Origin of the sequence: Streptomyces sp. DSM 40750, assembly GCF_024612035.1 — a bacterium.
Lineage (GTDB): Bacteria > Actinomycetota > Actinomycetes > Streptomycetales > Streptomycetaceae > Streptomyces.
Genome location: NZ_CP102513.1, coordinates 10,194,560 through 10,215,543, shown reverse-complemented (window position 1 = coordinate 10,215,543; position 20,984 = coordinate 10,194,560). Strand labels below are relative to the sequence as shown.

The following is a 20,984-nucleotide window of genomic DNA, read 5'->3' as shown; positions in this document are numbered from 1 at the left end:
TCGTTCACAGGCTCGGTGGCAGGGCCTGCTCGGCCCAGATGGTCTTGCCCTCGCCGCTGGGCCTGCTGCCCCAGCGGTCGGTGAGCTGGGCGACCAGGAGCAGACCGCGGCCCCCCTCGTCGAAGGTGCGGGCCCGGCGCAGATGGGGTGAGGTGCTGCTGGCGTCGGAGACCTCGCAGATGAGGGTGCGGTCGCGGATGAGCCGCAGCTGGATGGGGGCGCCGCCGTAGCGGATGGCGTTGGTGACGAGTTCGCTGACGACGAGTTCGGTGACGAAGACGGTCTCCTCCAGGCCCCAGCGGGTGAGCTGCTCGGTGGCGAGTCTGCGCGCGTTGGAGACGAGGGCCGGGTCTTCGGAGAGGTTCCAGACGGCGACCTGTTCCGCGTCGAGGGCGCGGGTACGGGCGAGCAGCAGGGCCACGTCGTCGCCCGGGGTGTCGGGCAGCAGCGCCTTGAGCACGGCGTCGCAGGCGCTCTCCAGACTGCCCACCGGCCTTGCCAGCGCGCCGCAGAGGGCGGCGATGCCCGTGTCGAGGTCACGGTCGCGGGCCTCGACCAGGCCGTCGGTGTAGAGGGCGAGGACCGAGCCCTCGGGCAGTTCCAGGTCCGTCGCCTCGAAGGGGAGCCCGCCGACGCCGAGCATCGGTCCCGCGACCACCTCGACGACCTGGACGCTGCCGTCGGGGCGCACCACCACGGGCGGCACATGGCCTGCCGAGGCGATCGAGCAGCTGCGTTCCACCGGGTCGTAGACCGCGTACAGACACGTCGCGCCGATCTCCCCCTCGTCCGTGCCGTCGCCGGCCGCGAGGTGTTCGACGAGGTCGTCGAGGTGGGTGAGGAGTTCGTCGGGCGGCAGGTCGACGTCGGCGAGCGCCCACACGGCCGTCCGTAGCCGCCCCATGGTGACGGAGGCGTGGATGCCGTGACCGACGACGTCCCCGACGACCAGGGCCACCCGGGTGCCGGACAGCGGGATCACGTCGAACCAGTCGCCGCCCACCCCGGCCTGCGACAGCGCCGGCAGATAGCGGGAGGCGAACTCGACGGCCGCCTGTCCGGCGACCGTCTTCGGCAGCAGGCTGCGCTGGAGCGCCAGTGCCGTCGTGCGTTCCCGGGTGTAGCGGCGGGCGTTGTCGACGCAGACGGCCGCCCGGCTGGAGAGTTCCTCGGCGAGCGACACGTCGTCCTGGTCGAAGGCGTCGGGGTGCTCGGGCGTCAGGAGCCGGACGAGGACGGCCACGCCGAGAGTCGTGCCGCGCGCGACCAGGGGTACGGCCATCAGGGACAGGTCGTGGTCCTCGGCCTCCCGGAGTTTGGTGGAACGGGCGCCGTGCCGGGCGAACCAGGAGTCGAGGGAGCTGTCGCCGGTGCGGGCGAGCACGGGCTCGCCGGTGAGCAGGGCGCGGGCGGGCGGTGAGGAGGGCGGGTAGAGATCGGCGGAGCCCAGGTCGATCGCCGCCTCCGGGACGCCGGGCGTACCGGAGTGGTGGGCGGCCCGGCGCAGTTCGACACCGCCGTCGACCGGGCCCATCTCAGGTTCCTCGCCCTGGAGGACGGACTCCAGGAGGTCGACGCTGGCGAAGTCGGCGAGCCGGGGCACCACCAGCTGTGCGAGTTCGCGGGCGGTCTGCACGACGTCGAGCTTGGTGCCGATGGACCCGGCGGCCTCGTTCAGCAGGGCGAGGCGCTGGCGCGCCCAGAACTGCTCGCTGCTGTCGAACGCGGCCAGCGCGGTGCCGATGAGTCTGCCGGAGTGGTCCCGCACCGGCCACATCTCGGACGTCCAGGCGTGCATGCGCCGCCCGGACGGCGAGCGGGTCCAGCTCTCGTAGCGGACCGGCTGCCCGGTCTCCACCACGATCTCGAGATGGCGCAGAAAGCCGCGGCTGTGCTCGGCGTCCTCCACGGTGTCGAGAAAATACTGGTACCGGAACTCCGCCTCGGGCTGCCCCATGACCTGGCACGCCCAGTCGTTCATCCGCAGATACCGCTGCCCGGTGTCGAAGATCGACATGGACATCGACGCCTGTTCGAAGGCCAGCTGGCCGAGGCCCCGCTCGGTCCGGTCCGGTGTCGCGGTGACGACGAAGCCCCGCCGCTCGCCTTCGGGCACCCACAGCGGGCACACGCGCAGCGCCACCTTCTGCCGCCGCCCGTCCCGGTAGCGCAGGACCACCACCGTGTCGCCGTGCGTCAGCAGCGTCCGCCACACCGCCACCGCGTCCCCGTCGACGAGGTCCGCCGCCGGCCGCCCGGTCACGTCCTCGGCGGTGTACCCCGTGAGGCGCCGGGCGCCCTCGCTCCAGCCGGCGACGAGGCCGCGCGCGTCGACCACCGCCATCGCCTCACCGGCCGTGGCAGCCCGCGACGCGCCGGACGCCTTCGTCCCCATAGGGCAAGGATGGTCCGTCCGAGGCGGGGCAACAACCCGGATACGCCCGTGGCGTCCGGGGTCGCGGCCCCGCCGTGCGACGGAGGAGCGGGCCTAGCGGGCGGTGCGGGATTCGAGGTCCTGGCGGGTGTCGTTGCCGTACACGCCCGTCTCGTCGCCCCGGATGCCGTACCAGAGCTGGAAGCGCGCCACCGCCTCCTTCAGTACGACGTCGTACTCGCCCGAGGTGGAGCCGTTGTCGTACACATTCGGGATGCGGCGCAGCCGTTGCTGGAGTTCGGAGACCTCGGGGCCGCTGTCGCCCTCGCGGAGGGTGCCGGCGCCGTCCGGGTCGACGCCGTCGTTCCGGGCCGGGGCCGAGGTCGCCGGCGCCGACGGGGCGGGGGGCGGAGTGACGGTCCGCGCCTCCTTCTCCGTGTCGCCGCCGGGCAGCAGGAGCGCGGCGCCGAAGCCGATCAGGGCCGCCGCGCCGACACCGACGACCACCGCGGCGCGCTTCAGCCCGGAACCGCCGCCGGGCGCCGGGCGCCGCCGCTGCCGCTGCCGCCGCTCACCGCGCGGAACCGTGTCGGAACCGAAGTCCTCACCGACCATGACCGGGGGCAGTTCCTCGGTCTCGTACTCCGTCCGGGGCAGGATCCGCTCGGGAGCGGGTTTCGGTTCCGGTGCGGGTTTCGGTTCCGGTGCGGGTGTCGGCGGTACGGCGACGGTTTCGTACTCGTCGTTCGGGGCGGTCGTCCCCTTGTAGAGCTCGAACTCACGCAGCAGCTCCGCCAGGGCCTCGGTCCGGCGCCGGCGCATGACGTAGGTGGGCTCGATCGTGGGACGCTTCGCCGTCCGGCCCGGTTCGGGCGGTTTCGACACGCTGTTCTCCTTCCGTGCACGCGGTCTCCCGCCATCCCCGTGAGGAGATACGCGAAGTCCGACCCGGAGGTTCAGCTCACCCGGCCGCCCACCGGACTGGCCGGGAGCACGGCGACCACCTCCCAGCCGGGTCCGTCCTCGCGCGGACGGGCCTGGATACGGCCACCGAGCGCGCTGACGCGTTCGGTGAGACCGACGAGTCCGAAGCCGCCGCCCCGGGCCGCCTCCGGGAGGCGGGCGCCGCCGCGGCCGTCGTCGCGGACCGAGACCTCCAGATCGCCGCGGGCGCAGCGGAGGCCGACGGTGACCTCGGTGGCGTCGGCGGCGTGTCGGCGGACGTTCGTCAGGGCCTCCTGCACCACGCGGAAGGCGGCTGCCTGCACCTCGTGCGGCAGGTCCTCGTGGACCGAGGGGTCACGGCGCAGCACGGCCGTACGTCCGTCGACGCCGCCGACACCGTCGAAGCCGCGCACCAGTTCGTCGATGCCCGCCAGATCCCCGACCGGGCGCCGGTCGGCGGCCTGGGGCTCGTCGTCGTGGTCGCGCAGCACGCCGACCGTGCGGCGCATCGAGGCCAGCGCCTCGGTCGCGGCCCGCTCGATGCCCGCGAGGACGGGATCGAGCCTCCCCCGGACCTCGTCCGAGGGCACACCCCTCTCGCCCCGCTCGGGTTCGGCGGTGGCCATCATCCGCGCGACCTGTGTCTGCACCAGGATCCCGGTGACATGGTGGGCGACGAAGTCGTGCAGGTCGGCGGCCATGGCGAGTCGCTCCGCCCGCCGGGTCTCGGTGACGACCCGGATCCGGCGGTGGTCCAGGGTGCGCAGATAGGCGGCCAGCGCGGCCGTGACCCCGCCGATCAGCAGCAACAGCGCGGTCACGCCGAGAAGGCTGGCGTCCGGTTCGACGACGTAGTACGGCAGGGGCAGCGCAAGCAGCACGAGACCGTCGAGGAGCCCGCAGGCCAGCGCCCAGCCGGGCGGGCAGCCGCGCACGGCGACCACCAGCAGGCACAGCAGCACGACCGCCTGACCGGGGCCGAAGCCGCCCTTCTGCTGAGCCACGAGCAGGGTCAGCACGTTCGCGGCGGCGGCGAGGGCGGGGACGCCGGTCCGCACCTGCGGGGTCAGCCAGGCGGGCGGTCGGCGCTCGGGCCACAACAGCGCCGTGAGGCCGATCGCCAGGGCGAGCAGGTGCAGCCAGAGAAAGGCGGTGTCGTCCTCCGTCCCCAGGATGAGGAAGTCGGACACGCAGGCCAGGAGCAGGGCCACGATGCCGCCGACGCGTACGCAGCCCGGCTTGGCAGGGCGTACCGGCCGTCCGGTGTCGCCGCCCGCGGGTTCCTTGGTGTCGAGCGCGAGGTTCACGCGGATCACAGTAGGCAGCCCCGGCGTCCGCCGTATCGGCCGTACGGCTGAGGGAGCGGGACCGGCGGGCCGGGAAGCCTGGCCGTTCGGCCGAGGCGGGCGCCCCCGCCGCCGGGAGAGGTTGGGTGCCGCAACCCCACCTCTCACCACCAGGAGCACCTCATGGAACGCAAGCCCCTCCTCATCACCGGCGCCGCGGTGGCGGCCCTGGCCGTCGGCGGCGGAGCCCTCACCTACGCGCTGAGCGGCACCGAGTCGACCACCGGGCTCGACCCGTTCACCACCGTGACCGTCGACGGCCACAAGGCGCTCAGCGGGAAGATCGTCGCCGGTCGCACCCAGTCGAAGTACAGCCCGCTGCCGTGGATCGGCGGCGAGACGTCCGGCATGGAGTGCCCCGACCTCAAGGCGGTGGCCGGCACCGAGGTGACGTGCACCGCGCGGGACGGCGGCGGCAAGGACCTCTCCATCCCCGTCACCGTCGTCAAGGCCGACGCCTCCAGCGTCACCTGGAAGTTCGAGCGCGCCTAGTTCCGGCCGGAAAGGACCCGTCACCCTCATGAGCACCGTCCTGGCCGGCAACGGCCTCATCAAGAAGTACGGCCCCACCAGCGCCTTGGCAGGCGTGGACGTGGAGGTCGCCGAGCGCGAGTCCCTCGCGATCATGGGCCCGTCGGGCTCGGGCAAGTCGACCCTTCTTCACACCCTCGCCGGCATCATCCGCCCCGACGACGGCCAGGTGCTGCTGCGCGGCGAACGCATCGACCACTGGGGCGAGAACAAGCTCAGCGCCCTGCGCCGCAAGCGCTTCGGATTCGTCTTCCAGTTCGGCCAGTTGCTGCCCGAGCTGCCCGCCGAGGAGAACGTCGCCCTCCCGCTGATGCTGGAGGGCATGCCCCGCCGCCACGCCGTGCGGCGGGCCCGCCACTGGTTCGCCCCGCTCGGCCTCGCGGGCCTGGAGCACCGCCGCCCCGGCCAGCTCTCCGGCGGCCAGGCCCAACGCGTCGCCATCGCCCGCGCCCTCGCCGTCGAACCCGACGTCGTCTTCGCCGACGAACCCACCGGAGCCCTCGACCAGTCCACCGGCGAGGAGGTCATCCGCCTCCTCACCTCGGTCACCCGCGACCAGGGCGCCGCTCTCGTCATGGTCACCCACGACGCCGACGTGGCCGCCCACTGCGACCGCGTCCTCCAGGTGAGGGACGGCCGGGTGAGCGGCTACAGCCAGTACACCGTGGCGTGAGCGCCCCGTAGGGGCGCGGGGCCGTATCGCCATGCGGCTCCGCCGCGCGGACGCGATCAGCCAAGAACGACCCGCACCCGACATCGCACCGAACCTACCGAGTTCTCAGGCACCGAACCCCTCCCCCGGAGACATGAATGCGCTCCCCCGTCCTCCCCCTGACCTGGCACCTCGCCCGCTCCTCCGGTCGCCGCGGCCTACAGAGCCACCTCCTGTCCGCCGCGGCGGCAGCCGCCGGCGCCCTCGTCCTGCTCACACTCCTCGCCGTATACCTCGGCGCCGACGCCCGAGCCGACCGCACGGCCTGGCGCACCCCCGACGCCGTATCGGCGAAGCAGGCGACCGCCGTACAGACACTGGGCACGACATACGTGGACCACCAGCCGGTCACCGTCGTCTCCCTGGCCCAGCTCCCGAACCGACCGACGACCCCCGCCCCACCCGGCCTGGACCGTTTCCCGAGCCCCGGCCACACCCACCTCTCCCCCGCCCTGGCGAAGCTGATGCGCGAACTGCCCGCCGAGCGCCTCGCGAACCGCTTCCCCGCCAAGACCGGCTACGGCACGATCGGCGAGGCGGGTCTCGCCGCCCCCGAGGAACTCGTCGCCGTCATCGGCCGAACCTCCACCGATCCCGCGATCACCCACGCCTCGGAGGGCAGTGCCCTCGACTCCCTCGCCGCCCGCGCCCGTGTCTCCGGCTTCACCGGCACCGAGCCGAGCATGTTCACCTCCTTCGACCAGGACGCGGCGGTGTTCGGTGGTGCCCTCCTCGTCGTCCCCGTGATCGTGCTGGCCTCCGCGGCCGGACGCCTCGGTGCCGCACGCCGTGAGCAGCGGCTCGCAGCCCTGCGCCTGGCCGGGGCGACACCTCGGCAGATCCTGGCGATGACCGGCGCCGAGTCGGCGGCGGTGGGTCTGGCCGGCGGTTTCCTCGGCGCGGTCGCCTACACCCTGCTGCTGCCGGTCCTCGCGCGGGTGCCGTACGGCATCGGCACCTGGTACACCGGACAGCTCTGGGTCGGACCGTCCTGGCTGCTCGCCGTGGTGGCGGCCGTGGCCGTGCTCACCTCGGTCAGTGCCATCACGACGCTGCGCGGCGTGGCCCGCTCCCCGCTGGGCGTCGCCCAGCAGGCCGATCCGCGCCGGACGAAGGTGATCCGGCTGGTGCTGTTCGTCGCCGCCCTGCTGTACGTGGCGGTCAGCGCCCGCGGCGGCGGGCTGACCACCGGCCAGTCGCTCGCGCTGATCGTCCTGGTGTACGGGGCCTTCTGGACTCTGGGGCCCTGGGTCGTCGACATGCTGGGCCGACTGCTGAGTCGCTTCGCGCGCCGGCCGGCGACGCTGCTGGCCGCACGCCGGCTCAGCGACGATCCGCGCGGCGCCTGGCGCACGGTCAGCGGTCTGGTCCTGGCGGGTCTCGTCGCCGGTTTCTTCACCGTCGGCCAGGTCGGCATCATGGGCTACGACTATCCGGGACAGGTGGCGGTCCGTACGGATCAGGGAGACTCACGCGAACTCGCCGTACAAGCACGGGAGTTGCTCGCCCAGGCCAAGGTGAAGGCGAGTGTGGAGACGCCGAGCGCCGACGTGTGGGACGGGATCCTGAGCGGCAGCGAGGGCGTCGTGGTCCGTGTCCGGGGCGGTCAGGAGCAGATCGACACCGCGTCGACCGCGCTGTCCTCCCTCTCCCCGGGGAACCTGCCCTTCACCCAGGACTACGTCAACGTCGAGGGCGACACCACGACCCGGCTCATCGGCCGGATGGGACTCGCGGTCCTTGCCCTGGGCTTCCTGGTGGCCGCCGCCTCCGCCGGGCTCACCGCGGCGGCCACGGTCCTCGACCGGCGCCGGGTGTACGGGCTGCTGCGGCTGGCCGGTACGCCGCTGAAGGTCCTGGACCGGGCGCGGATACGGGAGACCGCGCTGCCCCTGGTGGTCCTCGCCGGCGGTACGACGGCGACCGGTATCTATGCCGGGATGAAGGTCAACGAGATGTTCCACCTGGAGACCGACTCGTCGGGTGCCGTACGGCTCGCCCTCTGTGTCGGCCTCGGCACGGTCACCATGTTCGCGGCGCTCGCCGGAAGCCGGCCGCTGCTGCGGAAGGTGACGGCGGAGCGGGCGCAGGACCCCGACTGACACCCCTCACCGAGTCTCCCCCCTCCTTCCTGAGGCATCATGCGCCCATGAACGACCGCAGCCCGATCCGGGTCCTGATCGCCGACGACCAGGACATGGTCCGCACCGGCTTCCGTTTCTTCCTCGACGCGCAGCCTGACATCACCGTGGTCGCCGAGGCCGCCGACGGCGAGACGGCCCTGCGGCTGGCCCGCGAGGTGCGGCCCGACGTGTGCCTGCTGGACATCCGCATGCCGAAGCTCGACGGCCTGGAGGCCACCCGGCTGCTGGCCGGTCCGGGTGTGGCCGATCCGCTGCGGGTGGTCGTGGTGACCACGTTCGACCTCGACGAGTACGTCTACGGGGCGTTGCGCGGCGGTGCCTGCGGTTTCCTGCTCAAGGACTCCGGGCCGACCCTGCTGGCCGAGGCCGTACGAGCGGCCGCGGTGGGCGACTCGCTGGTGTCGCCGTCGGTCACGGTCCGGCTCCTGAAGCACGTCACGGCGGAGCGGGACACCGCGCCCGGCCCCGAGGCCCTTCGTCCCCGGGAGCCGCTGACCGACCGGGAACTCGACGTCGTACGGCTGGTGGCCCTCGGGCACACCAACGCCGAGATCGCCGCCTCGATGTTCGTCTCCCTCTCCACGGTCAAGACCCACCTCGGCAGCATCCAACTGAAGCTCGCCGCCCGGAACCGGGTGGAGATCGCCGCGTGGGCGTGGCGGACGGGGCACGCGGACGACCGTCCGTGACGGGCCGCCAGGAGGGCAGCGGGTCCCGCCTTCCGTTTGTGAGGGTTGGGGCGTTTGCCGGGTGAGATCCCTCTGTGCCGGTAGCGTGCCCATGTCACAGTTCGAGTGAGCGTGCACCCGGTGCACGGAGGGGGAATCCGACACATGAGAAGCATGCGCGCACTGTTGGCGCGACTGACCGTCGCCTTACTCGCGGGGGCCGCCCTGGTCCTTGTCGGGCCGGGGTCGGCCCAGGCCGACACCACGGTCGCGATCCCGGCACCCACCGAGGGCGGCATCTCGGCCACCGTCGAGTTCCGGCGGACCGTCGTGCCCCAGCCCTACAACCCGGATCCCACCGCCTCCTCCGGCGACCGCCAGTGCCTGTTGCGGTACCACCAGTACTACGCGACGCCGGGCTGCGGCGGCTTCGAGCTCGGCGTCAAGCTGCACAACGTCCGCAACCAGCCCGGCTATCTCGCCGGGCTGAGCAGCGCCGGCGGCTACTTCAGCGCGTACGCGGACACGGCCCGCACGTTCGGCTGCCTTCTGCCGGACGGCACCTTCGACCACAGCACGAGCTTCGCGGTCCGCACGGAACAGCAGCCCTTGTCGCCGGTGTACTACGAGCCGGACAGCAACTGGCTGCTCTCCCAGTTCAGGAGCTATCCGGACCGGGACTTCGGGCCGCCCTTCTTCGTCAACTTCCCAGCGGTGGAAGTGAATTGCCCAGAGGGGACGACGGCGACCCAGTACGGCCTCAAGGTCACCAATGTGAAGATCGGCATCGATGACCCGAACGTGTTCGGCAGGACGACCTGGACCACACCAGGGCCGTTCTACGCCTGACGCGGTGCCGTCGAGTCCCACTCAGCTCACGGCGTGAGCGTGACGCGGATGCCGACCGTCCCGTCGGCGCCCCGGCGCAGGCGGCTGCCGAGGAGGGTGAGGCGGCCGAGCACGCCGTACTTGCGGGCGATGAGCCGGCGGTAGGCGGCGGAGCCGGCGGCGTCGAGGATCTCGGCGCGGGCGGGAACGGAGTCACCGGTGGGGTTGCCGCGCAGGTCGCAGGGGCCGACGAGGACGTCGGCGCGGTTCCGGATGCGCTTGACCTTCCAGGAGTCCGAGACCGTCCAGATGCCGAGCGCGTCCCCGTCCCGCACCACCCAGACCGGCGTCGGGACGGCGGTGCCGTTCTTGCGGTAGGTGGTGATCAGCAGGTATTTGCCCGCGCCGAGCGCGTCGAGCGAGGTGTCGTCGGCCATGACGGAAGTCTAGGTGTACGGCCGTCGGGGGGAACCGGCGGCCGTACCTCCAGGAACGGGCGGCGAAGCGGCGTCAGTCGAGCAGACCGTCGTAGTCGGGCAGCTTGAAGGTGCGCTCGGCGTGACCGCCGACGAGGTCGGTGGTGTTGTTGCCGACGTTCGCGATGATCGTGTAACCGTCCGACTCGATGTCGGCGCGCGACGCGGTCTTGTAGGCGGAGACCTCGTCGAACAGGTCGGGCAGGTCGCGGACGTAGAGGCCGTCGACGGGGTAGCCGACGCTCTTCAGGTTCCACTCGGTGACGCTCTTGATGATGCCCGGGCGGGCGGTGACGAAGAAGACGTCGACCCCGCGGGACTTGGCGTACTTGGCCAGGGCCAGGGAGGACTTCATGGCCGGGGTGGGCAGCTGATACCAGGGGGTGTAGTGCGTCTCCAGCGTCGTGTTGTCGATGTCGAAGACGACGGCGAGCCGCTGCCCCGAGGCGTTCGCGGTGCGCTGCTGTATGTACGGGGTGGCCGTGTCGATGACGGCCTTCACGTCCGCCTGCCAGGTCGCGTAGCCCACTTCGGCGGCAGCGGTCGCGCTGACCGCGGCCTCGCTCGGGGCCGCGGCGGCCGGCACCGCGGCGGTCACCGAAGCGCCCAGGCCCAGTACGGCCACCGCGGCGACCGTCGTGATGCGGCGTCCCACACCGCTTGCTGTCATGTTCGTCCCCTTTTCATGTCAAAGCGGCGAGGTCGATGGAACCGCCGCCGCGCTCGTCATGGTCATGCCCATTGGTGGCCGGGAGACTACCTGGAAGTTACTGATTAGTAGAGGGGTCTCGACGATCAATCACCGTGTCCACGGGGGCCCTTGCGCGATGATGTCCACGGGACAACGAGGCAGGGGGCAGCGCGGTGACCTGGAGTCGTACGGATCCGGCGGGGGCGGTCACGGACGGCCCGGTCCTGGAGGTGTGCTGCGACGAGTCGGGGTCGGACGGCGAGAACCTCACCACCGGGAACACCGATGTGTTCGCGCACGGCAGTGTGCGTCTGCCGGTCGAGGTGGCCGCCGCGCATCTCCGGGAGGTGCACGACCGCATCCGTTCCCCGACGGTGGAGTACAAGGCGAACATCCTGCTGCGCGAGAAGCACCGGGCAGTGCTGGAGTGGCTCCTCGGGGCGGCCGGACCGATGCACGGGCACGCCCATGTGCATCTCACCGAGAAACCGTTCCTCGTGGTGGACCGGGTCGTGGCCCTCCTCACCGACCAGGGCCCGAACACCGCCCTCACCCTCCACCGCGAGGGCCGGAAGTCCTTCGGCAGCGAGCGGTGGCGGGCGTTCCTGGAGTCCGCCAACAATCTGCTGCGCACCCGGAAGAACAGCGAGGACACCGAGTCCCCGGTCGAACCCTTCTTCCGTACGGTCGACGCCTTGCGTCGCGTGCCCTCCCCCCAGCCGGTGGGCGAGATCCTGGCGCTGCTCGCCCGGGCCCGGCCCCGCGCCGACTCCTACCGGGCGCGCATCCTCGACAGCCCCGAACTGCTCCCCGTGCTCAATCCGCTGATGCCGGCCATCGTCCACACCGCGGCGTACTGGCGCCGCGCCGGGCGCCCCGTCACGCTGGTGCACGACCGGCAGAACATGCTGACCGAGGAGCGCATCGCATGGATCGAGGAGCGGGCCCAACTGGCGGGATTCCGGCTGGCCGTGGCACGCGAGGATCCACGGATCCTGCTCGCCGACTTCCTCGCCGGTACGGCCCGCAAGATCGCGTCCGACGAACTCAACGGGCAGGGTGATCCGCACCTGACAGCACTGCTGCGGCCCTACGTCGGCGCCTCGTCCGTCTGGGGCGACGAGCGCAGTTGGGCGGCGCTCGGGGAGAGCGGTCACAACCGGTCCCTATGAAGATCGCCGAAGTATCGGCAAAGGGCAACTGGCGGGTCTACATTGCCCGTTGAATGAAGCACCTTCACAGGAGATCCAGGAGTTGACGCCGTGACGGACAACCCGGCAGCCTCGGACTTCCCCTCCTCGTCACTGAACAGCCGCATCGTCACCACGCGGCCGGCCGCGGCGCGGATCTGGAACTACTGGCTCGGCGGCGGGGACTACTACGAGGTCGACCGGGAGGCCGGGGACGAGATACGCCGGCTGCATCCGAGCATCGGCGACTACGCCCGCGCGGACCGGCTGTTCCTCGGGCGGGCCGTCCGGCATCTGGTCACCGACGTGGGCATCCGGCAGTTCCTGGACATCGGCACCGGGCTGCCGACCGCGGAGAACACCCACGAGGTCGCGCAGCGGATCGCGCCGGAGTCACGGATCGTCTACGTCGACAACGACCCGCTGGTCCTGGCTCACGCCCGCGCCCTGCTGACGAGCACCCCCGAGGGCCGTACGGACCACGTCGACGAGGATCTGCGCCATGTCGACTCGATCCTCGAACACGCCGCCCGGACGCTGGACCTCACCCGGCCGGTCGCGGTGATGCTGCTGGGCGTGGTGATCTTCATCGGGGACGACGAGGACCCGTACGGCATCGTGCGCCGGCTCGTCGACGCCCTGCCCGCCGGCAGTCATCTGGCGCTCTCGCACACGATCACCAGCCCGGACCTGCCCGAGGTGGACGCCGCCGTCCGGTGGTGGAACGCGCACGGCACCCCACGCATCACCCAGCGCACGCCGGAGGCGGTCGCCCGCTTCTTCGACGGGCTGGACGTACTGGACCCCGGTGTCGTCTCGTGCTCCCGCTGGCGCCCGGACCTCACCGGAGACTGCCCTTCGGAGGAACCGGCGGAAGTGGCCATGTACTGCGCGGTGGGAGGCAAGCGCTGATGGCGATCGACTGGATCAGGCTCCAACTGGACGTCACCGACTTCGACCTGGCACGTTTCCAGCCGTACGTCGACAGGTGCGGTACATCCGGCATCCGGCTGACAACGCTCTCCGAGCTCGGCGACACCCCGGAACACCGCCGGGCGTTGTACGAACTCAACAAGGAGTGCTCGGCGGACATCCCGGAGCGCGGCGACTTCCACGCGTACGACGAGTACCACCGGCTCCGCTTCGAGGTGCCCGCCTACGATCCGCGCGGTGTCGTGCTGGCCATCGACGGCGACAAGTGGGTCGGCATGGCGGCGACCTCGGACCGGCGGAAGTCCGGGTTCGTGTTCAACGAGATGACCGGAGTACGGGCCGGTCACCGGGGGCGGGGCATCTCGGTGGCCATGAAGACCTTCGGCATCGGCTTCGCCGGGATCTGCGGGGTGAGCACGATCCGTACGGTGCACCACCCGGCCAACGCGAGCGCGATCGGCATGAACCGGACACTGGGATACGTCGACGCCGACTGGTGAACACGCGCCCATTACCGCACGTATGAAAAGGAGGGCGCTCAAGGACCGGACGCCCTCGCGGTGTTGACACCGTGTCGGACGGGGTTCGGGAGCCAAGTAATGAGGCACGCACGACGACGAGTCGTGAAGCGGATGGCGCGGCTGACGGCCGTCGGTGGACTGCTCTGCGGAGCCCTGATGCTCACGCAGGCGGCGATGGCGACCGAGCCCACCACCTCCCCGCCCGCGACTCGGAGTTCGGTGCTGGCCGCGTCCGGCACCGGGAACGGTCTGGTGAGCGAACTCGGCTCCTCGCGTACGGCGGGGACCTGGATCGCGGACGACGGCAGCCCGGTCGTCGCGGTCACCGACGAGAAGGCGGCCGCCGAGGTGAAGCAGGCGGGCGCTCGGCCCAAGATGGTCGAGTACAGCGCCGAGGACCTGAGGTCCGCCACGGAGGCGCTACGTTCGGCACCCAGGGTGTCGGGCACCTCCTGGGCCATCGACCCCGCCTCCAACGAGGTCGTGGTGCGGGCCGACAGCACGGTCTCCGCCGACGACTGGTCGAGCCTCACGGATATCGCCGAGGAGATCGGCGGTTCCGTGCGGATGGAGCGCACCGAGGGCGCGTACACGATGCGGCTCAACGGTGCCCAGCCGATCTTCGGTACCGGCGGGCGCTGTTCGATCGGCTTCAACGTGACCGACGGCGAGAACGAGTTCATGCTCACCGCCGGGCACTGCGGTCCCGCCGGTTCCGTCTGGTTCTCGGACAACCAGGGCCGGCAGGAGATCGGCCGGACGACCGAGACCAACTTCCCCGGCGCTGACTACTCGCTCGTCCAGTACCTCCAGGACGCGCCGAGCAACTCGACCAACGTCGTCTCCGTCGGCGACGGCCGCGGGGTGCGCATCACCTCGGTCGGTGACGCGGCGGTCGGCCAGCGGGTCTTCCGCAGCGGCAGCACCAGCGGCTTCCGCAACGGCGAGGTCACCGGCCTCGACGCCACGGTCAACTACCCGGAGGGCACGGTCAGCGGGCTCATCGAGACCACGGTCTGCGCCGAACCGGGCGACAGCGGCGGCCCGCTCTTCTCGGAGGGGGTGGCCCTGGGCGTGACCTCGGGCGGCAACGGCGACTGCGAGCAGGGTGGTACGACGTTCTTCCAGCCGCTCTCCGACGCCCTGGACGATCTCGGCGTCGAGTTGGCCGGCCTGCCCCAGTCCCCGGTCCAGCCGACCGGCGCGGCCGACGGCTCCTCCGACGACTCCCAGGGAGCCGCCGCCCCCGGTTCCGCCGAACCGGGCGCCGTGGAATCCGTCGAGTCCATCCAGGCCGCCTCCGACCTGATCGACCGCCTCGCCGACCCCCGAAACGTGGGCCCGGGTCTCCTGGTCATCGCCGGCAGCCTGGTGGCGCTGGCAGCGACCCGCTTCATCCGTACAGAACAGGACAGGCAGGCGTACCGCCGTCAGTATTCGCAGAGTTGGGGCTGAGAGGCCCGAGCTTGGGCGCGCCCACCGGGCGCGCCCCCGTAAGGGGCGCGGGGCTGTGTTCGCCATGCGGCTCCGCCGCGTGGGGCGCGACCGACCCCCACCGGCCCGCAGCCGACGAACTACGAAGCGGCGGCCCATTCAAGAACAAGACGCTCGTACTCGCTCCGCTGTTCCCTGTTCAGCGTCCCACCGCTCCGGAACCAGAGCGCCCGGATCTCCTCGTTGACCTCGGCGGCCGTTCGTACCGGTGTTTCCGATCTTTCCAGGACGACATCAGGGGTAGTGGACATGGTGTAAACCATATGGCCTCGAACGTGAAGCCGATGTGAGTAAAGATCCCACTTCAGACATTACGGACCGTGAAGCTGATCACTCTGCGTTTACACCTCCACGGTCCCGAGCACAAGCACCTGAATGGCCAGTACCGCCGCCCCCCGCGCCCAGTCATGGAAGTCGGACACCTTGGTCTCCAACGGGACGGGCACGGCCAAGGGATGACGATGGGCGCGGACAGCCTCGTCCACGGCCTTCCCGGCAACCCCCATCAGGCCCACCCCCTCCCCCGCGAGCAGGATCTTCTGCGGCATCACGAAGTTGGAGATCTGGGCCACCAGCGTGCCGAGCGCCCGCCCCGCCTCCCCGATGACACGCGCACACATCGGCTCCCCCTCGGCCGCCCCGGCCAGGACCTCCTCGTACGACACCTCACGCCCGGTCGCCGCCTGGATCTGGTACCGGATGCTGGGGATGCTCAGCAGTGAGACGGCGCTGCCCCGCTCCCCGTCGGGAGTGAGCGGTCCGCCGGGGTCCACGATCCAGTGGCGGCCGAAGCCCCGGTCCTCCTCGGCGTGGGCGACCCGCTTGCCGCCCAGGACGAGCCCGTAGCCGATGCCCGCGCCGATCGTGAGGACGACGAACCGGTCGAGACCGCGCCCCGCGCCGAACCAGGCCTCCGCCTCGACGAGCGCGGCCACGTCGTTCTCGACGACCACCGGCAACCCCGTGCGTTCCTCGACGAGTTCGGCCAGCGGGACATCACGCCACGACAGGAAGGGCGACTCCCCGACGACCGCGCGCTGCCGGACGAGACCGCCGACCCCTATGCCGATGCCGGCGAGCGAGGGGTGGGTGCGGGCGAGTTCGCCGGCCATGTCGGCGAGGAGGTCGGCGACCTGCTCGGGCTCGTGCGTGGCGAGCGGGCGGTCGTAGCGGGTGACGATCTCGCTTCTGAGCGTGGTGACCACGCCGTACACCATGTCGTCGGTGATCTTGAAGCCGATGAAGGAGCGGGACTCGGCGACAATGTCCAGCGGCTGAGAGGGGCGCCCCTGACGGGCCTCGGGGAGTGCGGCGCCCTCGGCGGTCTCGACCAGCAGCCCCGACTCGATCAGCGGTTTGGTCAGCCGGGTGAGGCTGCCCGCGGACAGGCCGAGCCGCCGGGCGAGCTCCGTGCGCGAGAGCGGGCCGTGCACGAGCACCTCGATCGCCACCGCGCGTTCCCCGGAACTGAGCGGCAGCCAGCTGGCAGAGAGTGCGGTCATGAGGGTCAGACTCCCACACAGGGTTTCTTCTGTCATGGAAACAATAGGCCATCACGGGACCGCGCTCGCCCTCGGGGAAAGATGTTCGCACGCCTCTTGACGCCACAATTCTTTCGCGGCAAAAGTAATGGGCGGCACAGTCGCCGACGAGGGAGCCCCCATGACCGTCGCCTCCAGCAGCCCACCGTCCCGCGGTGGTGACGGCGCCCTGGCCGCCGTCTTCATCGCCCCGGCGATGCTCGGCTTCCTGGTGTTCCTGCTCTGGCCGACACTGCGGGGCATCTATCTGAGCTTCACCCGCTTCAACCTGCTCACCCCGGCGGAGTGGGTGGGCCTCGACAACTACGTCCGTATGGTCCACGACCCCATCTTCTGGGACTCGTTGACCGTCACGGTCGAGTACGTGATCCTCAACATCGGTGTGCAGACGGTCGCCGCGCTGGCCATCGCCGTACTCCTCCAGCGGCTGACCCAGTCGGCCCTGCTGCGCGGCATCGTGCTCACGCCGTATCTGATGTCCAACGTGGTCGCCGGTCTGGTCTGGCTGTGGATCCTCGACACCCAGCTCGGCATCGGCAACGAGATCGTCACCGCCCTCGGCGCGGACCGCATACCCTTCCTCGCCGACGAGACCTGGGCGATCCCCACCATCGCCCTGATCAATGTGTGGCGGCACGTCGGCTACACCGCGCTGCTCCTCTTCGCCGGGCTCCAGGCGATCCCGAACGACGTGTACGAGGCGGCCAGGGTGGACGGCGCGAGCGAGTGGCGGATGTTCTGGCGGGTCACGATGCCGCTGCTGCGACCGGTGCTGGCCGTGGTGCTGATCATGACGGTGATCGGTTCGTTCCAGGTGTTCGACACCGTGGCGGTGACCACGGCGGGCGGTCCGGCGAACGCGACGAACGTGCTCCAGTTCTACATCTACGGCTCCGCCTTCGGCCGCTTCCAGTTCGGCTACGCCTCGGCGATGTCCGTCGCCCTGCTGGTCGTGCTCAGCGCGATCACCGTCCTTCAGTACCGGCTCACCAGGGCCGGCCAGAGCGACCTCGGCTGACGGAAGGGAGACACCGGCATGGCTGCCACCACAGTGACAACGACAACGACGAGCACCCCGACCGTACGGACGACGAGGCGCCGTTTCCCCCTCGGGCGGACTGCGGCGTGGACCCTGATGGGTCTGATCGTGCTCATCACCCTGCTGCCGTTCTACTGGATCCTGCGCACCGCCCTCTCCACCAACGCCGGACTCAACGCGGACCCCGCCAACCCGCTGCCCGTCGATCTCACCGGCAGTGGATTCGAGCGGGCCCTCGGTCTCCAGTCGGCCGAGGAGGCGATCGCGCAGGGCGGGGCGGGCGGCGGGCTCGACTTCTGGCGGTATCTGCTCAACTCGGTGATCGTGTCGACGCTGATCACCGGCTGTCAGATCTTTTTCTCGGCGATGGCCGCGTACGCGTTCGCGCGGCTGCGCTGGCGGGGCCGGGACAAGGTGTTCGGGCTGTTCCTGGCCGGGCTGATGGTGCCGACCATCTTCACCCTGCTGCCGAACTTCGTGCTCATCAAGCAACTCCACCTGGTGGACTCGCTGCTCGGCATCGCGCTGCCCAGCCTCTTCATGACGCCGTTCGCGGTCTTCTTCCTGCGGCAGTTCTTCATGAACATCCCCCACGAGGTCGAGGAGGCGGCACTGCTGGACGGGGCCGGGAAGGTCAGGATCTTCTTCCGGGTGATCCTGCCGATGGCGTCCACCCCGATCCTCACCCTGTCCGTGCTGACGTACATCACCTCCTGGAACGACTACTTCTGGCCCCTGATGGTCAGTTACAGCGACGGCTCCCGCGTACTGACCGTGGCGCTGGCGATCTTCCGGGCGCAGACCCCTGCGACCGGCGTGGACTGGTCGGGGCTCACCGCCGCGACGCTGATCGCCGCGCTCCCGATGCTGGTGCTCTTCGCCTTCTCCGCCCGCCGCATCGTCAGCTCCATCGGCTTCACCGGGATCAAGTGAGGGAACTCTGATGCGACTTCGTACGCTGACCGCATGGGCCGGAGCGCTGACGCTGTCCCTGGTGACCGGCTGCGCCCAGGGCGACGGCACCGGGGCGTCCTCGAACACGGTGACGTACTGGCTGTGGGACGCCAACCAGCTGCCCGCCTACCAGGCCTGCGCGAAGGGTTTCGAGAAGGAGAACCCCGGATTGAAGGTGAGGATCACCCAGTTGGGCTGGAGCGACTACTGGACCAAGCTCACCGCCGGGTTCATCGCGGGCACCCAGCCGGACGTGTTCACCGACCACATCCAGAAGTTCGGCCAGTTCGCCGATCTGCAAGTGCTGGAACCCCTCGACGACCTGGGCATCGACGAGTCCGACTACCAGCCGGGGCTCGCCGCCAACTGGATCGGCCAGGACGGCCACCGCTACGGCACTCCCAAGGACTGGGACACCGTCGCCCTCTTCTACAACCAGAAGATGGTGAAGGACGCGGACCTCACCGCCGACGAGCTGAACGACCTCTCCTGGAACCCCGAGGACGGCGGCACCTTCGAGAAGGCCATCGCCCACCTGACCGTCGACAACAAGGGCAGGCGGGGCGACGAGCCCGGCTTCGACAAGAACAACGTCAAGGTGTACGGGCTGGCCAGCAACGGGGGCGGCTACGCCGACGGGCAGACCCAGTGGAGCCCCTTCGCCGGCTCGGCCGGGTGGAGCTACACGGACAAGGACCGCTGGGGGACGAAGTACCAGTACGACAGCGCGACCTTCCAGTCCGTGATCAAGTGGTACTTCGGGCTGGCGGAGAAGGGCTACATGGTTCCCTTCTCCGACTACAACGTCCAGTCCAACCAGGCCAACACCCAGGTGGCCGCGGGCAAGGCCGCCGTCACCTTCGACGGCGCCTGGATGATCTCCACCTACGACGGTTTCCAGGGCGTGGACATCGCCTCCGCCGTCACCCCCGCCGGCCCGACCGGCAAGCGCGCCACCATGATGAACGGCCTCGCCGACTCCATCACCAAGGCCTCCAAGAACAAGGCGGGCGCCCGGAAGTGGGTGGCCTACCTCGCCTCCGACAAGTGCCAGACCGTGGTCGGTAGGTACGGGGTCGTCTTCCCGGCGACTCCGGCCGGCACCGAGGCCGCCGTCGTCGCGTACGAGAAGAAGGGCCTCGACGTCTCGGCCTTCACCGAACCGGTGGCCGACACGGAGAACTTCCGGACCTTCTCCTACCCGATCACCAACTACGCGGCGGACGTCACCGCGCTCATGCAGCCCGCGATGGAGGACATCTACGGCAACGGGGCGCCGGTGAGCGGCCTCGACGAGACCAACGACCAGATCAACCTCGTTCTCGACCAGTGACCCGACCCATGACTCAACCAGTGAAGGACCCTCTTACATGACGTTCTCCCTCGGCATCGTCGGCGCCGGCCAGTTCTCCGGCCAGTTCGCCACGCTGTTCCAGGCGCACCCCGGCGTCGGCGACGTGTACGTCACCGATCTGCTGCCCGAGCGGGCCGAAGAGCTCGCGGCCGCCCAGGGGCTGGCCGGCACCTTCCCCTCGTACGAGGCGATGCTGGAGTCGCCGGCGGTCGACGCCGTCGCGATCTTCACCCAGCGCTGGACGCACGGGCCACTGGTGCTCCAGGGCCTGAGCGCCGGCAAGCATGTCTACTCGGCGGTGCCGATGGCGATCAGCACGGAGGAGATCGCGGCGATCATCGGCGCGGTCAGGGCGACCGGGCTGACGTACATGATGGGTGAGACGAGTCAGTACAACCCGGCGACCGTGCACGCCCGCAACCAGATTGCGGAGGGCGCCTTCGGGCGGATCTTCTACGCCGAGGGCGACTACGTCCACGACATGGATCTGGGGTTCTACGAGGCCTACCAGTACAGCGGCGGCGAGAACTGGAAGCAGACGGCGAGCTATCCCCCGCTGCTGTACCCGACGCACTCGGTGGGCGGGGTGCTGGGCGCCTGGCAGACGCACGCGGTGAGCGTGTCGGCGATCGGGGTCGTGGACGGGCGTGGGGACGGGGTGTTCGACAAGGACGTCAGCCAGTTCGGCAACGACTTCTCCAATGCCACCGCCCTGTTCGAGGTGGCGGGCGGCGGGTCGTTCCGCACGAACGAGTTCCGGCGGGTCGGCTACCCCTCGCAGATCCGGGAGTCACGTTTCCGGTTCTTCGGGACGGACGCGAGCATGGAGCAGCTCGCCACGGTGGCGTTCTGGCAGGACAAGAAGGGGGTGAAGGACATCAGTGAGCTGCTTGAGCCGAAGCCCACCCTCGCTCCTGACGACCCCTCACTTCAGCACATAGCGCCGGACCTTCGGGCCGCCTTCACCTCCGGGTCGGCGCCGGTGCACGACCGGTCGCGGCTGCCGCGGGAGTTCGACCATCTGCACAACGGTCACGAGGGCAGCCACCACTTCCTGGTGGACGACTTCGTGACCGCGGTCAACACGCGGACGCTGCCGTCGGTGAACGCCTGGGTGGCGGCCCGCTACACCCTGCCGGGCATCGTCGCGCACGACTCCGCGCGGCAGGGTGGGGTGCGACTGGAGATCCCGGACTTCGGGGACGCGCCCGAGGCGTGACGTTTCACCACCGTCGACGAGCCG

20 protein-coding genes are annotated in these 20,984 nt (G+C 70.5%); 13 read left to right on the top strand and 7 right to left on the bottom strand.

What is annotated here, in order from left to right; all coding sequences use genetic code 11:
* Window positions 1–4: 4 nt before the first annotated feature.
* From JIX55_RS44755 to JIX55_RS44745, 3 genes are all read right to left on the bottom strand, one after another.
* Window positions 5–2,395: a SpoIIE family protein phosphatase gene (locus tag JIX55_RS44755; protein ID WP_257568939.1), complete on the bottom strand. Its 2,391-nt coding sequence runs from the start codon at window positions 2,393–2,395 to the stop codon at window positions 5–7.
* 93 nt (window positions 2,396–2,488) lie between these two features.
* Window positions 2,489–3,259 carry a peptidoglycan-binding domain-containing protein gene (locus JIX55_RS44750; RefSeq protein WP_257568938.1) on the bottom strand — a complete coding sequence of 257 codons (771 nt, stop codon included), beginning with the start codon at window positions 3,257–3,259 and terminating at the stop codon, window positions 2,489–2,491.
* A gap of 71 nt (window positions 3,260–3,330) precedes the next feature.
* A complete protein-coding gene (locus JIX55_RS44745; RefSeq protein WP_257568937.1) occupies window positions 3,331–4,626 on the bottom strand; it encodes a sensor histidine kinase in 1,296 nt (431 codons plus the stop codon).
* Between the two features lie 162 nt (window positions 4,627–4,788).
* Between JIX55_RS44745 and JIX55_RS44740 the strand changes: the two genes are divergently transcribed.
* From JIX55_RS44740 to JIX55_RS44720, 5 genes are all read left to right on the top strand, one after another.
* The gene (locus tag JIX55_RS44740; RefSeq protein WP_257568936.1) at window positions 4,789–5,157 is read left to right on the top strand and encodes a hypothetical protein; all 369 of its coding nucleotides are present in this window, start codon (window positions 4,789–4,791) and stop codon (window positions 5,155–5,157) included.
* A gap of 28 nt (window positions 5,158–5,185) precedes the next feature.
* Complete coding sequence (locus JIX55_RS44735; RefSeq protein ID WP_257568935.1) at window positions 5,186–5,869, top strand: ABC transporter ATP-binding protein; 684 nt, start codon at window positions 5,186–5,188, stop codon at window positions 5,867–5,869.
* Window positions 5,870–6,006: 137 nt separating this feature from the next.
* A complete protein-coding gene (locus JIX55_RS44730) occupies window positions 6,007–8,010 on the top strand; it encodes an FtsX-like permease family protein (protein ID WP_257568934.1) in 2,004 nt (667 codons plus the stop codon).
* 47 nt (window positions 8,011–8,057) lie between these two features.
* Window positions 8,058–8,741 (top strand): response regulator, encoded by a 684-nt coding sequence (locus JIX55_RS44725; protein ID WP_257568933.1) that lies wholly within the window; start codon window positions 8,058–8,060, stop codon window positions 8,739–8,741.
* A 144-nt stretch (window positions 8,742–8,885) separates the two neighbouring features.
* Complete coding sequence (locus JIX55_RS44720) at window positions 8,886–9,569, top strand: hypothetical protein (RefSeq protein WP_257568932.1); 684 nt, start codon at window positions 8,886–8,888, stop codon at window positions 9,567–9,569.
* Window positions 9,570–9,595: 26 nt separating this feature from the next.
* On the opposite strand, the gene JIX55_RS44715 is transcribed toward JIX55_RS44720, so the two are convergent.
* Both JIX55_RS44715 and JIX55_RS44710 read right to left on the bottom strand, forming a co-directional pair.
* The gene (locus tag JIX55_RS44715) at window positions 9,596–9,985 is read right to left on the bottom strand and encodes a PPOX class F420-dependent oxidoreductase (protein ID WP_257568931.1); all 390 of its coding nucleotides are present in this window, start codon (window positions 9,983–9,985) and stop codon (window positions 9,596–9,598) included.
* Between the two features lie 73 nt (window positions 9,986–10,058).
* Window positions 10,059–10,694 carry an HAD family acid phosphatase gene (locus tag JIX55_RS44710; protein ID WP_257568930.1) on the bottom strand — a complete coding sequence of 212 codons (636 nt, stop codon included), beginning with the start codon at window positions 10,692–10,694 and terminating at the stop codon, window positions 10,059–10,061.
* Window positions 10,695–10,888: 194 nt separating this feature from the next.
* Between JIX55_RS44710 and JIX55_RS44705 the strand changes: the two genes are divergently transcribed.
* From JIX55_RS44705 to JIX55_RS44690, 4 genes are all read left to right on the top strand, one after another.
* A complete protein-coding gene (locus JIX55_RS44705) occupies window positions 10,889–11,887 on the top strand; it encodes a hypothetical protein (RefSeq protein WP_257568929.1) in 999 nt (332 codons plus the stop codon).
* A 90-nt stretch (window positions 11,888–11,977) separates the two neighbouring features.
* Window positions 11,978–12,817 carry an SAM-dependent methyltransferase gene (locus JIX55_RS44700; protein WP_257568928.1) on the top strand — a complete coding sequence of 280 codons (840 nt, stop codon included), beginning with the start codon at window positions 11,978–11,980 and terminating at the stop codon, window positions 12,815–12,817.
* On the top strand, window positions 12,817–13,338 hold the full coding sequence (locus tag JIX55_RS44695) for a GNAT family N-acetyltransferase (protein ID WP_257568927.1): 522 nt from the start codon (window positions 12,817–12,819) through the stop codon (window positions 13,336–13,338). Before JIX55_RS44700 ends, JIX55_RS44695 begins: the two co-directional genes overlap by 1 nt.
* A gap of 99 nt (window positions 13,339–13,437) precedes the next feature.
* Window positions 13,438–14,814, top strand: a complete 1,377-nt coding sequence (locus JIX55_RS44690; RefSeq protein WP_257568926.1) for a S1 family peptidase — start codon at window positions 13,438–13,440, stop codon at window positions 14,812–14,814.
* A gap of 119 nt (window positions 14,815–14,933) precedes the next feature.
* Here the strand turns inward: JIX55_RS44690 and JIX55_RS44685 are convergent, their stop codons facing one another.
* Window positions 14,934–15,116: a hypothetical protein gene (locus JIX55_RS44685; RefSeq protein ID WP_257568925.1), complete on the bottom strand. Its 183-nt coding sequence runs from the start codon at window positions 15,114–15,116 to the stop codon at window positions 14,934–14,936.
* A 78-nt stretch (window positions 15,117–15,194) separates the two neighbouring features.
* Window positions 15,195–16,355 (bottom strand): ROK family transcriptional regulator, encoded by a 1,161-nt coding sequence (locus tag JIX55_RS44680; RefSeq protein ID WP_257568924.1) that lies wholly within the window; start codon window positions 16,353–16,355, stop codon window positions 15,195–15,197.
* A gap of 160 nt (window positions 16,356–16,515) precedes the next feature.
* Here JIX55_RS44680 and JIX55_RS44675 point away from each other — a divergent pair, with 160 nt between their 5' ends.
* Genes JIX55_RS44675 through JIX55_RS44660 form a run of 4 tightly spaced genes read left to right on the top strand, consistent with a single transcriptional unit; the run spans window position 16,516 to window position 20,960 of the window.
* A complete protein-coding gene (locus JIX55_RS44675) occupies window positions 16,516–17,412 on the top strand; it encodes a carbohydrate ABC transporter permease (protein ID WP_257568923.1) in 897 nt (298 codons plus the stop codon).
* Window positions 17,413–17,430: 18 nt separating this feature from the next.
* Entirely contained in the window at window positions 17,431–18,366 is a 936-nt protein-coding gene (locus JIX55_RS44670) for a carbohydrate ABC transporter permease (RefSeq protein ID WP_257568922.1), read from the top strand.
* A 10-nt stretch (window positions 18,367–18,376) separates the two neighbouring features.
* On the top strand, window positions 18,377–19,720 hold the full coding sequence (locus JIX55_RS44665; RefSeq protein WP_257568921.1) for an ABC transporter substrate-binding protein: 1,344 nt from the start codon (window positions 18,377–18,379) through the stop codon (window positions 19,718–19,720).
* 37 nt (window positions 19,721–19,757) lie between these two features.
* Entirely contained in the window at window positions 19,758–20,960 is a 1,203-nt protein-coding gene (locus JIX55_RS44660) for a Gfo/Idh/MocA family protein (RefSeq protein WP_257568920.1), read from the top strand.
* The last annotated feature ends 24 nt before the right edge of the window (window positions 20,961–20,984 follow it).

Excerpts from the sequence above, each read along its gene's own strand:
- JIX55_RS44685 (WP_257568925.1), bottom strand. The coding sequence starts at position 15,116 with ATGGTTTACACCATGTCCACTACCCCTGATGTCGTCCTGGAAAGATCG.
- JIX55_RS44665 (WP_257568921.1), top strand. The coding sequence starts at position 18,377 with ATGCGACTTCGTACGCTGACCGCATGGGCCGGAGCGCTGACGCTGTCC.
- JIX55_RS44675 (WP_257568923.1), top strand. The coding sequence starts at position 16,516 with ATGACCGTCGCCTCCAGCAGCCCACCGTCCCGCGGTGGTGACGGCGCC.
- JIX55_RS44710 (WP_257568930.1), bottom strand. The coding sequence starts at position 10,694 with ATGACAGCAAGCGGTGTGGGACGCCGCATCACGACGGTCGCCGCGGTG.
- JIX55_RS44730 (WP_257568934.1), top strand. The coding sequence starts at position 6,007 with ATGCGCTCCCCCGTCCTCCCCCTGACCTGGCACCTCGCCCGCTCCTCC.
- JIX55_RS44690 (WP_257568926.1), top strand. The coding sequence starts at position 13,438 with ATGAGGCACGCACGACGACGAGTCGTGAAGCGGATGGCGCGGCTGACG.
- JIX55_RS44740 (WP_257568936.1), top strand. The coding sequence starts at position 4,789 with ATGGAACGCAAGCCCCTCCTCATCACCGGCGCCGCGGTGGCGGCCCTG.
- JIX55_RS44660 (WP_257568920.1), top strand. The coding sequence starts at position 19,758 with ATGACGTTCTCCCTCGGCATCGTCGGCGCCGGCCAGTTCTCCGGCCAG.
- JIX55_RS44680 (WP_257568924.1), bottom strand. The coding sequence starts at position 16,355 with ATGACCGCACTCTCTGCCAGCTGGCTGCCGCTCAGTTCCGGGGAACGC.
- JIX55_RS44735 (WP_257568935.1), top strand. The coding sequence starts at position 5,186 with ATGAGCACCGTCCTGGCCGGCAACGGCCTCATCAAGAAGTACGGCCCC.
- JIX55_RS44725 (WP_257568933.1), top strand. The coding sequence starts at position 8,058 with ATGAACGACCGCAGCCCGATCCGGGTCCTGATCGCCGACGACCAGGAC.
- JIX55_RS44755 (WP_257568939.1), bottom strand. The coding sequence starts at position 2,395 with ATGGGGACGAAGGCGTCCGGCGCGTCGCGGGCTGCCACGGCCGGTGAG.
- JIX55_RS44695 (WP_257568927.1), top strand. The coding sequence starts at position 12,817 with ATGGCGATCGACTGGATCAGGCTCCAACTGGACGTCACCGACTTCGAC.
- JIX55_RS44670 (WP_257568922.1), top strand. The coding sequence starts at position 17,431 with ATGGCTGCCACCACAGTGACAACGACAACGACGAGCACCCCGACCGTA.
- JIX55_RS44715 (WP_257568931.1), bottom strand. The coding sequence starts at position 9,985 with ATGGCCGACGACACCTCGCTCGACGCGCTCGGCGCGGGCAAATACCTG.
- JIX55_RS44720 (WP_257568932.1), top strand. The coding sequence starts at position 8,886 with ATGAGAAGCATGCGCGCACTGTTGGCGCGACTGACCGTCGCCTTACTC.